General features: G+C 63.2%; 10 protein-coding genes. 6 read left to right on the top strand and 4 right to left on the bottom strand.

The genetic code is table 11. From position 1 onward, the window contains the following. Positions 1 to 287: 287 nt before the first annotated feature. Genes AC0QUY_RS11875 through AC0QUY_RS11860 form a run of 4 tightly spaced genes read right to left on the bottom strand, consistent with a single transcriptional unit; the run spans position 288 to position 5404 of the window. Positions 288 to 1904 (bottom strand): ABC transporter ATP-binding protein, encoded by a 1617-nt coding sequence (locus AC0QUY_RS11875; protein ID WP_161853790.1) that lies wholly within the window; start codon positions 1902 to 1904, stop codon positions 288 to 290. A 1-nt stretch (position 1905) separates the two neighbouring features. Next, a complete protein-coding gene (locus AC0QUY_RS11870; RefSeq protein WP_161853789.1) occupies positions 1906 to 2829 on the bottom strand; it encodes an ABC transporter permease in 924 nt (307 codons plus the stop codon). After that, on the bottom strand, positions 2829 to 3770 hold the full coding sequence (locus AC0QUY_RS11865; RefSeq protein WP_475386976.1) for an ABC transporter permease: 942 nt from the start codon (positions 3768 to 3770) through the stop codon (positions 2829 to 2831). Before AC0QUY_RS11865 ends, AC0QUY_RS11870 begins: the two co-directional genes overlap by 1 nt. A 53-nt stretch (positions 3771 to 3823) precedes the next feature. Then, a complete protein-coding gene (locus AC0QUY_RS11860; RefSeq protein ID WP_161853787.1) occupies positions 3824 to 5404 on the bottom strand; it encodes an ABC transporter substrate-binding protein in 1581 nt (526 codons plus the stop codon). Between the two features lie 405 nt (positions 5405 to 5809). Here AC0QUY_RS11860 and AC0QUY_RS11855 point away from each other — a divergent pair, with 405 nt between their 5' ends. The 6 genes from AC0QUY_RS11855 (at position 5810) to AC0QUY_RS11830 (ending at position 13066) form a co-directional block, all read left to right on the top strand. Further along, complete coding sequence (locus AC0QUY_RS11855; protein ID WP_161853786.1) at positions 5810 to 6940, top strand: M20/M25/M40 family metallo-hydrolase; 1131 nt, start codon at positions 5810 to 5812, stop codon at positions 6938 to 6940. A 292-nt stretch (positions 6941 to 7232) separates the two neighbouring features. Continuing rightward, the gene (locus AC0QUY_RS11850) at positions 7233 to 8765 is read left to right on the top strand and encodes a M81 family metallopeptidase (RefSeq protein WP_475386975.1); all 1533 of its coding nucleotides are present in this window, start codon (positions 7233 to 7235) and stop codon (positions 8763 to 8765) included. Positions 8766 to 8771: 6 nt separating this feature from the next. Beyond that, positions 8772 to 9935: a M20 aminoacylase family protein gene (locus AC0QUY_RS11845; protein ID WP_475386974.1), complete on the top strand. Its 1164-nt coding sequence runs from the start codon at positions 8772 to 8774 to the stop codon at positions 9933 to 9935. Position 9936: 1 nt separating this feature from the next. Beyond that, positions 9937 to 11358 (top strand): amidase, encoded by a 1422-nt coding sequence (locus tag AC0QUY_RS11840; protein WP_475386973.1) that lies wholly within the window; start codon positions 9937 to 9939, stop codon positions 11356 to 11358. Positions 11359 to 11504: 146 nt separating this feature from the next. Then, positions 11505 to 12395, top strand: a complete 891-nt coding sequence (locus AC0QUY_RS11835; RefSeq protein WP_475386972.1) for a crotonase/enoyl-CoA hydratase family protein — start codon at positions 11505 to 11507, stop codon at positions 12393 to 12395. Then, positions 12392 to 13066: an alpha/beta hydrolase family protein gene (locus AC0QUY_RS11830; RefSeq protein ID WP_475386971.1), complete on the top strand. Its 675-nt coding sequence runs from the start codon at positions 12392 to 12394 to the stop codon at positions 13064 to 13066. Before AC0QUY_RS11835 ends, AC0QUY_RS11830 begins: the two co-directional genes overlap by 4 nt. The last annotated feature ends 192 nt before the right edge of the window (positions 13067 to 13258 follow it).

Here is a 13258-nt window from a genome sequence, read left to right as displayed (position 1 = left end):
ATGCCGAACGAACAACATCATCCCGAAAAATCGAATTCCACGGCAAGCAAGCCCGCACGCGATCGGCGTTCCCCTTCGCCTCAACATCCGCAAATCCGGTCCCCGCTGCTGAATGACGGGCCTGAGCTGGAGCGAGATAGCCACTGCTGATTTCCCCGTCACGGCCTGCGACAAACGCGAAGCGTTTGCGCTAGCGAGTGTAGCAACGACTTGTCCGCCAGAGCTCAAAGAGCGAAAGGCGGGACAAGTCGCTTGCGCTTGCAATGATGGCAAGGAACGCAACGCCATCACGCGCTGGCGGCAAATTCCTGATGCCGGCCGGGCGCGGCGTCGAACAGCGCCTTGGTGTATTCGTGCTGGGGCGCGGCAAAGACTTCAGCCGTGGCGCCCTGCTCGACGATGACCCCGCGCTGCATGACCGCGATCCGGTCACAGACCTGGGCAGCCACCCGCAGATCGTGGGTGATGAACAGCACCGCCAGATTAAACCTGCGGCGCACCTCGTCCAGAAGCTTCAGCACCTGATCCTGCACGGACACGTCTAGCGCCGACACGGGCTCGTCGCCGATCAGCAACTCAGGCTCCATCGCCAGCGCCCGCGCAATACAGATCCGCTGGCGCTGGCCGCCGGAGAACTGATGCGGAAAACGATCGATCGCAGCCGGCGGCAGATGCACCACGGCCATCAGGTCGCGCGCGCGCTGCAATGCCTCCTTGCGGCTGAGGCCAAAATTCATCGGCCCCTCGATGATCGCCTCGCCAACCGTGCGGCGCGGATTGAGCGATCGATATGGGTCTTGGAAAATGAACTGGATGCGCCGGCGCATCGGGCGGAATTTTGCCTCGCGCATCGCCGCGATATCGACGCCGTCGATCTTGATGCCGCCCGCTGACGTATCGACCAACCGCGCGACGCAGCGTGCCACCGTCGACTTGCCGGACCCGGATTCGCCGACAATGCCCAGCGTTTCACCGCGCCGGATCGTCAGCGAGACGTCCTTGACCGCGGCCACCACGCGGGCCTTCGGCTGGAACAGCGAGCGCTTGCCATAAGTCTTGAAAAGATTCTCGGTCTGCAGGACCACCGGTCCGGTCACCGGCGACCGCTTCGGCGGCGTCATGCTCGGCACGGCGGCCAAGAGCATTCGCGTATAGTCCTCGCGTGGATTCCGCAGCACCTCCTCGCAGGGGCCTTGCTCCACGATCCGGCCCATCTGCATCACCACGACGCGGTCAGCGATCTCGGAGACGACGCCGAAATCATGGGTGATGAACAGCACGCCGGTTTTGGTGCGCCCCTGCATTTCCCGCACGAGCTTGAGGATCTGCGCCTGCGTGGTGACGTCGAGCGCCGTGGTCGGCTCGTCGGCAATCAGCAGGGCCGGATCGAGCACCAGCGCCGCCGCGATCATGATCCGCTGACGCTGGCCGCCGGAGAGCTGGTGCGGATAGGCATCGATCATCTGCTCAGGATCGGGCAGATGCACCGCGCGCATGATCTCGAGCACGCGCGCGCGCTGCTCCTTCTGGTCGAGGCCGGTGTGGATCTCCAGCACCTCGCGGATCTGGTCGCCGACCCGCTCGACCGGATTGAGCGCGGTCATCGGTTCCTGGAACACCATGGCCATGCGGGTGCCGCGGACCGCGCGCAGCTCGGCGTCGGATTTGGTGAGCAGTTGATCACCCTGCAGCCGGATCGAACCGCTCTCGACCTGCATCGCCCCCTTCGGCAGCAGGCCCATGACGGCCTGCGCCGTCACCGATTTGCCGGAGCCGGATTCGCCCACCACGCAGACGATCTCGTCGGCACCGACAGTCAGGTTGATGCCCTGCACCGCGTGCGTCCGGTCGCCTCCGTTGATGGCGACGGAAAGATTTGAGACTTCGAGGACAGTGTTGCTCACATCACACCCGCTTCGCCATCTTGGGATCGAGCGTATCGCGCAAGCCGTCGCCGAGAACGTTGACGGCAAGGATCGTGAGCGCAAGGCACACGCCGGGATAGATGATGTTGTGCGGATACAGGCTGAAGACCTGGCGGCCCTCGGCCATGATGTTGCCCCAGGTCGGCACCTCCGGCGGCACGCCGATGCCAAGGAAGGACAGGATGGCTTCGATGAGGATGGCCGACGCGCAGATGAACGTGCCCTGCACGATCATCGGCGCGATCGTATTGGGCAACACATGCCGCCACAGCAGTTTCGGGGTCGAAGTGCCGAGCGTCACCGCCGCCTCGACATAGGGTTCCTCGCGCACGCTGAGCACGATGGAGCGCACGAGCCGGACCACGCCTGGAATCTGCGGAACCGTGATGGCGATGATCACCGTCCACACGCTGGAGCGGAACAGCGACACCATGGCGATCGCCAGCAGGATGGCCGGGATCGCCATCAGCCCGTCCATGATCCGCATGATCACGGCATCCAGAATGCGGAAGAAGCCGGCGAGCAGACCGATGAACAGGCCACAGGCGATGCTGATCAGCGCTACCGTGATGCCGACAAAGAGCGAGACGCGCGCGCCATAGACCACGCGGCTGTAGACGTCACGCCCCAGGCTGTCCGTGCCGAACTTGGCGATCATCTTGATGCGTTCGCCGGTGTCCGTCCGCATTGTGATTTCCGCGCCGGGGACCTTGTTTCGTGCGATCGGGCTGATCGCCGTCGGATCAATGGTTCCGAGCCAGGCCGCGAATAGCCCCATCAGCAATACGATAGTAATGACGGCGGCGCCGAACACCACGCCCGGGTTGCGCAGCAATTTGCGATACGCGGCCGGCTTACCCGGGCTGGCCGGCAGAACGGGTTCGAGGATCGTCGCGTCCACCATCAGTAGCGAATCCTGGGATCGAGTACGGTATAGATCATATCAACCGCCAGGTTGATCATGACGTAGACGAATGAAAACAGCAGGATGACGGCCTGGATCGTCGGATAGTCGCGCGCCAGCACCGCGTCGACCGTGAGCCTGCCTAGGCCGGGGATCGTGAACACGCTTTCGGTCACGACCACGCCGCCGATCAGGAGCGCCACGCCAAGTCCGATCACCGTGACGATCGGAACGGCGGCATTGCGCAGCGCATGACGGAACAGCACCTTTCGCTCGATCTGTCCCTTGGCCCGCGCGGTGCGGATATAATCTTCCGACAGCACTTCCAGCACGCTGGTGCGCGTCATGCGCGCGATCAGCGCGATATAGATCACCGACAAGGTCACCGACGGCAGGATCAGCCGCTGCACCCAGCCGCCAACCCCCTCCGAGATTCGCTGATAGCCCTGCACCGGCAGCCAGTTCAAATAGACCGCGAACAAATAGATCAGGAGATAGCCGATTACGAACACGGGCACGGAAAAGCCGAGTACCGAAAAGCCCATCACGATGCGGTCGATCCACGAACCGTGCCGGTGCGCCGCCAATACCCCGAGCGGAACAGCGACAAACACCGCAATCAGGATCGTGAACAAGGCCAGCGACAGGGTCGGCTCGATCCGCTCGCCGATCAGCGCGGCCACCGTCTTCTTGAAGAAGAAGCTTTCGCCGAAATTACCGGTCAGCACCCTGCCCGACCAGATCACGAATTGCTCGATCATCGGCCGGTCGAGGCCGAGTTGGCTGCGGATCTGCGCCACCTGTTCGGTGGTGGCGTTGTCGCCGGCGATGACCGCCGCCGGGTCGGACGGAGTCAGCCGCAGCATCAGAAAGATGAAAACCGCGACCACCAGCATCACGGGGACCGTGCCAAGCAATCGCCGAAAGAAGTAACCGTACATAGGTCGATCCCCGAAACGAAGCGGGCGGCGGGAAGCCGCCCGCGCCCTTCACATCACTTCGTGACTTCGATGTTCCAATGCACCGGGACCGGCGCCATCAAGAGCCCCTTGACGTTCTTGCGAATGGCAATCGGCTGGACATACTCGCCGACCGGGATCATGGCGGTGATCTCGATATTGCGCTTCTGGACGGCTTCCGCGATCTCTTTCTGCTTTGCCAGATCGGATGAGCGCGCGAAATCGTCACGCAGCTTCTCCATCTCTGCGTCGCAGGGCCATCCGAACGAAGCCTTTTCGCACCCCGAATTCACATAGGCGGCAGAGACCGGGTTCATCACGTCGGCCACGACCCAGGCCGTCAGGAAGGCATTCCAGCCACCGGCGCTCGGTGGATCCTTCTTGGCGCGGCGCGCAACAAGGGTCTGCCAGTCCATCGACTGCATGTCGACCTTGAAGCCGGCCTTCTCCATCAGCGACTTCGCTACCGGCGCCAGATTGGTCAGGACCTTGAGGTCGGTGGAGTGCATCAGCAGCACAGGCGTGCCATCGTAGCCTGCCTCCTTCAGGAGCTCCTGCGCCTTCTTGGCATTGGAGGTCAGAAGCCCGTCCGTCCCCTTGGTGGTGCCGAATTGCGTGTTGCAGACGAACAGCGCGTTGCACGCCTTGATATAGTTCTCGTCACCGATGGTCGCCATCAGGAAGTCTTCCTGATTGAAGGCGTACCACAGCGCCTGGCGGATCTTCGGGTTGTCGAACGGCTTGTGCAGGTGGTTCGGACGGAAGACGTACTGCGCCTTGATTTGCGGCACCTCGACGATTGAGATGTTGGCATCCTTCTTCAAGGTGCCCAGGAGATCGTGGCTGGGCTGCTCGATGTAGTCGATCTCGCCCTTTTGCAGCGCGTTGACCGCCTGCTGCGCGTCGGAAATGGCGCGCCACTCGACGCGATCCACCTTGGCTACCTTGCCGCCGGCAAGACCCGAGGCGGGCTCGGCGCGTGGCTTGTACTTGTCGAACTTGACGTAGACGGTCTTGTCGCCCGGCTTCCACTCATCCTTGACGAAGACGAAGGGGCCGGATCCGGTGAAATCCTCGATCTGCTTGTTGGGGTCCGTGTCGGCGACGCGTTTGGGCATCATGAACGGCACGTTGGACGACGGTTTTGACAGGCCAAGCAACACGAGGCCGGTCGGTTCTTTCAGCTTGATGGTGAAAGTTTTAGCATCGACCGCGTCCATGGAGTCGACGAAGGTCATCATCTTCTGACCGAGCGAGTCCTTGACTGCCCAGCGCTTGATCGAGGCGATGCAGTCTTCCGATGTCACCGGCTTGCCGTCGTGCCACAACAGGCCGTCGCGAAGCGTGAAGGTATAGGTCTTATTGTCAGCCGAGGCTTCGTACTTCTCCACCATCTGCGGCTTGATCTCGCCCTTTTCATCCTGGGCGAGCAGCGTGTCGTAGATCATGTAACCGTGGTTGCGGACGATGTAGGCCGTGGTCCAGATCGGATCCAGGATCTTCAGATCCGAGTGCATGACGGCGCGTAACGTGGTCTGGGCAAGCGCCGGCGCCGCCATGGCCACGAGGCTGCCAACACAAGTCGCAGCAAGAATTGCTTTTCTGAACGCGTTCATTCCTTCACCTCCGTTGTCGTCTCGACGCCCGAATGCCTATTGTTCGGGCCCCTGCCCGGTTTATGACCGGACTATAGGGTCGATATTCAGCTTCACAACACCCTTTTGACGCGACGACACTGGTGACGCCGGCGCTCAGGCAGAAATCAGGATAGCCCTCCGGACAGGTCCATTCGCGGCCGGCTTGCGCCCGCCGCCAGATGGATTGCAGCCCCGGTTCAGCTCCGCCAACACGCCTCCTCAAAAACCTACAATCAAGAATGATGCCAGATTTACCGTTGCCCCTACCCCGCACCGGCAAGGTCCGAACGCGCCATGTTTTCCCTTTACAAACTCGCCGCCGCTCCTTCTCGTAAAGGGTCCACACCGAACCCAAACATTCCGGCCCAACCGGGAGGACCCGTCATGAATCCTGCCAACCTTCCCTTTGATTCCGAGACCATGCTGCAGGGTTTGCGAGCCTGGGTTGAATGCGAAAGCCCCACCTGGGATGCGCGTGCGGTCGATCGCATGCTCGATCTTGCGGCGCGCGAAATGGCCATCATGGGTGCGACGATCGAGCGCATTGCCGGACGGCAGGGCTTTGCCGGCTGCGTTCGCGCGCGCTTCCCTCACCCGAAGCAGGGCGAGCCGGGAATCCTGATCGCGGGCCATCTCGATACCGTCCATCCCGTCGGCACGCTGGAAAAGCTGGCGTGGCGGCGCGAAGGCAACAAATGCTACGGCCCGGGCATATTCGACATGAAGGGTGGCAACTACCTCACGCTCGAAGCGATCCGGCAACTGGCCCGCGCCGCGTTCACGACGCCGCTGCCAATCACCGTGCTCTTTACGCCGGATGAAGAGGTCGGTACGCCATCGACCCGCGACATCATCGAGGCCGAAGCCGCACGCAACAAATATGTGCTGGTGCCGGAGCCTGGCCGCACGAACAACGGCGTGGTCACCGGGCGATATGCCATCGCCCGCTTCAATCTCGAAGCCATCGGCAAACCGAGCCATGCCGGCGCCACGCTCTCCGCCGGCCGTTCCGCGATCCGCGAAATGGCACGCCAGATTATCACTATCGACGGCATGACGACTGAAGATTGCACTTTCTCGGTCGGCGTCGTGCATGGCGGCCAATGGGTCAATTGCGTTGCCACCACCTGCACCGGCGAGGCGCTCAGCATGGCCAAACGACAGGCCGACCTCGATCGCGGCGTCGAACGGATGCTCGCGCTTTCCGGGAGCAGCAATGATGTCACGTTCAAGGTCACCCGCGGTGTGACCCGGCCGGTGTGGGAACCCGATGCCGGCACGATGGCGCTTTATGAACACGCGCGCAGCGTGGCGAGGCAAATGGGCGTCGAGCTTCCGCATGGCAGCGCCGGCGGCGGCTCCGACGGCAATTTTACGGGCGCTATGGGCATTCCGACCCTCGACGGCCTCGGCGTTCGCGGCAACGATGCCCATACGCTAAACGAACATATCGAAGTCGACAGCCTCGCCGAGCGTGGCCGTTTGATGGCGGGCTTGCTGGCGACGCTGACGTGAGCGGCAGGTCGCCGCAGATGCCGGCTGCGATTTCGCCTATTTCCGCAAGCTTGGACTGTCGGCGGATGAACGACGGCTCCTCCCCGTCCGAGGAGCGCAAGCGACGAACCAATCCATGCCTCAGCATGCGTGGATGCATGGATTGCTTCGCTCTGCTCGCAATGACGGGCTGGTGGCTGTGCGAGGCAATTACTAACGCCCACGCGGCATGCAAAACGGAATTGCTCCTCGGCTTGCGCTTGCCGCGATCTCCCGCTTAACGTCCCCCACCGAAAAAACCTGGCTGAGACATATGACCCGCATCGCCGTCGGCGGCTTCCTGCACGAAACCAACACGTTCGCGCCGACCAAGGCGACCTATGCCGATTTCGTTCATGGCGGCGGCTGGCCATCGATGGCGCACGGGCCCGACGTGCTGAAGGTCATGCGCAAGATCAACGTCGGCCTTGCCGGTTTCATCGAGGCAGGCGAAGCCAATGGCTGGGAACTGGTCCCTACCATCTCCGCAGCCGCCAGCCCCTCGGCGCATGTCACGACGGATGCCTTTGAACGCGTGATGAAGGAGATGGTCGACGGCATCGCCAAAGCCGGACCGATCGACGCCGTCTATCTCGATCTGCACGGCGCCATGGTGACCGAGCAGCACGACGATGGCGAAGGCGAAATCCTCGCCCGCGTACGCAAGGTGATCGGCCCGGATCTGCCGCTGGTCGCCAGCCTCGACCTCCATGCCAACGTCTCGCCCGAGATGGTCGCACATGCCGACGCGCTGATCGCCTATCGCACCTACCCCCATGTCGACATGGCCGACACCGGCCGCGCCTGTGCAAGGCACCTCGCGCTATTGCTGAAGACGAAGCATCGCTTTGCAAAGGCGTTCCGGCAACTGCCGTTCCTGATCCCGATCTCCTGGCAATGCACCAACGACCAGCCGACCAGGGGCATTTATGAAAAGCTCGCTGCGCTCGAAACCGAAGCGGTGCCGACGCTGTCCTTTGCGCCGGGCTTTCCGGCGGCGGATTTCAGGGATTGCGGCCCGAGCGTGTTCGCCTATGGCAGGACGCAGGCCGATGCCGATGCCGCCGCCGACAACATCGTCGCGCTGGTCGAGAGCCACGAGGACGATTTCGACGGCCGCATCTATTCGCCCGATGACGGCGTGCGCCTCGCCATGGAGCTTTCGAAATCGGCGACCAGGCCGATCATCATCGCCGACACCCAGGACAACCCCGGCGCCGGCGGCGATTCCGACACCACGGGCATGCTGCGCGCGCTGGTGCGCAACAAGGCGTCTGGTGCCACCGGCGTGATCTATGACCCGGAGTCGGCCAGGGCGGCGCATGCCGCCGGCGTCGGCGCCACGGTCACGCTCGATCTCGGCGGCAAGTCCGGCATCCCGGGCGACGCACCCTACAAGGAAACTTTTGTCGTCGAGAAACTGTCGGACGGGAAATTCGTGGCATCCGGTCCCTATTACGGCGGCCGCGACATGGACATGGGACCGTCGGCCTGCCTGCGCATCGGTGATATCAGAGTGGTCGTCGGTTCCTACAAGGCGCAACTCGCCGATCAATCGATGTACCGCTATGTCGGCATCGAGCCGACCGAACAGAAAATCCTGGTCAACAAGAGCTCGGTGCATTTCCGCGCCGATTTCGAGCCGATCGCCGAAAAGCTCCTGATCTGCGCCGCCCCCGGCGCGATGCCGGCAGATACCGCTACTCTGCCCTGGACGCGCCTGCGTCCGGGCATCCGCATCAAGCCGAATGGTGCTGCCTTCACTCCATCCGCCCAGTCACGCTCAAAATCTTCAGCCACGGGATAACAGACAATGCCTACTATTGAACGCATCGAAGGCTTTGCCGACGAACTCACCGCCATCCGCCGGGACCTGCATGCCCATCCCGAGATCGGCTTCGAGGAAGTCCGCACCTCGGGCATCGTCGCCGAAAAGCTGAAGGGCTGGGGCATCGAGGTGCATCGTGGCCTCGGCGGCACCGGCGTGATCGGCGTCCTCAAGGGCAAGAGCAATGGCGGCAAGCGCATCGGCTTGCGCGCCGACATGGACGCGCTGCCGATGGAAGAAAATACCAACCTGAAATGGCGCTCGACCATTCCCGGCCGTTTCCACGGCTGCGGCCATGACGGCCACACCACCATGCTGCTCGGCACCGCGCGCTATCTGGCCGAGACGAAGAATTTCGACGGCACCGTGCATTTCATCTTCCAGCCCGCCGAGGAAGGGCTCGGCGGCGCCCGCGCCATGATCAAGGACGGCCTGTTCCAGAAGTTTCCCTGCGACGAGATCTATGGGCTGCACAACGCGCCGGACCTGAACCATGGCGAGATCGCCATCCTGCCGGGCCCCGCAATGGCCGGCGCCGACTTCTTCGACATCACCATCCAGGGCTATGGCGCCCATGGCGCGATGCCCGAACGCTCCAAGGACGCGGTGGTGATCGCGACCACGCTGGCACAGGCGCTGCAGACCATCGTCAGCCGCAATGTCGATCCGTTGAAGTCGGCGGTGCTGTCGGTGACGCAGATCCATGCCGGCTCCGCCAACAACGTGATCCCCGGCGAGGCCAGGCTCGGCGGCACGGTGCGCGCGTTCGACGATGGCGTGCGCGCGCTGATCCGCGAGCGCATGCGCGCGATCTGTGCGGGCATTGCCGCAACCTTCCAGTGCGAAATCACCGCCGACATCAACGATACGTTCAGCGTGCTCGTCAATGAGGAGGAACAGTCCAAGGTGGTCGAAGCCGTGGCAAAGACCGTGGTCGATCCGGCCAACGTGTTGACGCGCTCGGCCCCGAAGATGGGCAGCGAGGATTTCGCCGACATGATGCAGGTCGTGCCCGGCGCCTATTTCTGGATCGGCCATGACGGCTCGGTGCCCGTGCACAATCCCGGCTTTGTGCTCGACGACAAGATCCTGCCGATCGGCGCCAGCATGTTCGCCCGCATCATCGAAACCCGGCTCCCGGCAGGTTAGCATGCATAGAACCGTCGCCGAAGAAGAAGTCACGTCGCTGCACGACCTTTCCGCGACCGACCTGATCGCGGGCTATCGCGCAAAACAGTTCTCGCCCTCGGAAGTGCTGGAGGAAGTGATCGAGCACGTCGCGGCGTGGGAGCCGCACATCAAGGCGCTCTATCTGTTCGATCCCGATGGCGCACGCGCGGTCGCGAAAGCTTCGACCGACCGCTGGCAGAAGGGCGAACCGGTCAGCACGCTCGACGGCGTGCCGGTGACGATCAAGGACAATATCGCCACCAAGGGCCAGCCGATACCGCTGGGATCAGCCAGCGTGACGCTGGTGGCGGCGGAAAAGGATGCACCACCTGCCGCGCGCTTGCGCGAAGCCGGCGCGATCATCTTCGCCAAGACGACGATGCCCGATTACGGCATGCTGTCGTCAGGGCTCTCCAGCTTCCATCCGCTCACCCGCAATCCCTGGGACCTCAGCAAAAATCCCGGCGGCTCCTCTTCCGGCGCAGGCGCCGCGGGCGCGGCCGGTTACGGCCCGCTGCATCTCGGCACCGATATCGGCGGCTCGGTGCGACTGCCGGCGTCCTGGTGCGGCCTCGTCGCGCTGAAGCCTAGCCTCGGGCGCGTTCCTATCGATCCGCCCTATGTCGGCCGGGTCGCCGGCCCCATGACCCGCACGGTCGACGATGCGGCGCTGATGATGTGCGTACTGTCGAAGCCGGATCGCCGCGACGGCATGAGCCTGCCCGCGGACACCATCAACTGGCGGGCGCACGACAAGTCCCCGCGCAAGGTCCGGATCGGCCTGATGCTCGATGCCGGCGCCGGGCAACCGCTGGAAGGCGAGGTACGAAACGTTGTCGTCAACGCCGCCAAGGCGTTGGAATCCGCCGGCGCCGTCGTCAGCGAGGTTAGCGGCATCCTGACCCGCGAGATACTCGACGGGCTCGACAATTTCTGGCGGGCGCGGTTGTGGGACGATCTGTCAAAATTGTCGCCCGAGGAGCGCGGCAAGACGCTGCCCTATATCCACACATGGGCGGAAGCTGGCGCAAAGCTTTCCGGCGTCGACGTCGTCAGGGGTTTCAACGCCACCATGGCGATCCGCGCCGCGGCTGCAAAGCTGTTCTGCGAACTCGACTATGTGATTTCGCCGGTATCGCCGGTGGTAAACTTCCCGGCCGAATTTGCCGCCCCGATGAACGATCCGGATAAACCGTTCGAGCACATTGCCTATACCGTGCCGTGGAATATGGCGGAGAACCCGGCGCTCTCGATCAATGGCGGTTACGACGCCAAGGGTTTTCCGATCGGCATCCAGATCATCGGCCGACGGTTCGACGATCTCGGCGTGCTCGGCATGGCCAAGGCTTTCGAAGGCCTGCGCGGCCCGCAGAAGCCGTGGCCGACGCCGCCGAAGAAGTAAACGCAAGACCTGCAGGGAATACGGGATTGTCATGCGCGGGCCTGACCCGCGCATCCATCGTCTTCATAGAAGATGGATTGCCGGGTCAAGCCCGGCAATGACAAGATGAAACATCAACAACAAGCATCACGCGAGGAACCGCACCCATGGCGTTCGAGACCATCAAGTACGAGGTCGAGGAGCAGATTCTCACGATCACGCTGAACCGGCCCGACAAGCTCAACGCCTTCAACGGCACCATGCAGCAGGAACTGATCGACGCCTTCGACGCCGCCGACAAGGACGATAATGTCCGCGCCATCATCGTAACAGGCGCAGGCCGCGGCTTCTGCGCCGGCGCCGATCTTTCCTCCGGCGCCAACACGTTCGACCGCGATGCGCGGCGTGGCCCAGTGAAGCGGCTCGCCAGCGGCGCGGTCGATTACAGCGATCCCATGGTACGCGACGGCGGCGGCCAGGTGACGCTGCGGATCTTCAAATGCCTGAAGCCTGTCATCGCGGCGGTCAATGGCCCGGCGGTCGGCATCGGCGTCACCATGCAGCTCGCGATGGACATCCGCATTGCCTCGGAAGTCGCGCGCTTCGGCTTCGTGTTCTCCCAGCGCGGCATCGTCCCCGAGGCCGCATCGAGTTGGTTCTTGCCCCGCATCGTCGGCATCTCGCAGGCGCTGGAATGGTGCTACTCGGGACGCGTCTTTCCGGCACAGGAGGCACTGGCCGGCCGTCTCGTCAGCAAGGTGGTGCCGCCGGACGATCTGTTGCCGACCGCCCGCGCGCTCGCCAAGGAATTCGCCGCCAAGACCGCGCCGGTGTCGGTGGCGCTGATCCGGCAGATGATGTGGCGCATGATGGGCGCCGACGATCCGATGGAAGCCCACAAGGTCGACAGCCGCGGCATCTACGCCCGCGGCCGCTCCGAGGACGTGAAAGAAGGCGTGGTGTCGTTCCTGGAAAAGCGCCCGGCCGAGTTCAAGAACAAGGTATCGAGCGACATGCCCGACTATTTCCCGTGGTGGCAGGAGCGGGAATATAAGTGAGCGACCGGCCGGCTTCGGCCGACGCGACGCAAGACGGCGTCGTCCTGCTGCATGGCATCAGCAGGACGGCGCGATCGTTTCGAAAAATGCAGGCGGCGCTGGAAAGCGCCGGTTTCGCCACCCTCAACCAGGACTACGCGAGCCGCCGGAAGGCGCTGGAAGCGCTTGCGGAGGACATTCATCCCTCCATCCAGCGTTTTGTTCACGACATCGACGGCTCCGTCCATTTCGTCGGCCATTCCATGGGCGGGCTGCTGGCGCGGGTCTACATTGCCAGACACCGGCCGAAACGGCTCGGCCGCGTGGTGATGCTCGGCACGCCGAACAGCGGCAGCGAGATCGCCGACCGGCTGAAGGAGTCAAAGCCCTTCCGCGTCTTCTTCGGCCCGGCCGGACAGCAACTCGGCACACGGCGGAGTGCGGTGGACGATGCGATGCTTCCACCCGTCGATTATCCCGTCGGCATCATCGCCGGAGACCGCTCGATCGATCCGGTAGCATCCGTATTTCTGCCGAAGCCGCATGACGGGCGGGTGTCGGTGGCGAATACCAGGCTCGACCGCATGGCGGACCATATGGTCGTTCACACCGCGCATCCATGGCTGATGCGACATAGCGTTGCAATTACGCAGACGATTGCATTTTTGCGCGCCGGGAAATTCAAATCGTAGGATGGGCAAAGCGAAGCGTGCCCACCATCTTTTTGCGCAGCGGAAATGGTGGGCACGGCGCAAGTGCGCCTTTGCCCACCCTTCTGTAACGGGCCTCGATTAGTCAATCCCTTTGCGTTGTCCGCCCGCCGGGGTCTTGCTTCTGTACGGGGTCGGCGCAGGGCCGCCACCTGATGGGGTTGGAAGAGGATA

Source organism: Bradyrhizobium sp. WYCCWR15520 (assembly GCF_056174665.1).
Note: the sequence above shows the minus strand (reverse complement) of the source record. Positions and strands in the feature narration are given on the sequence as shown.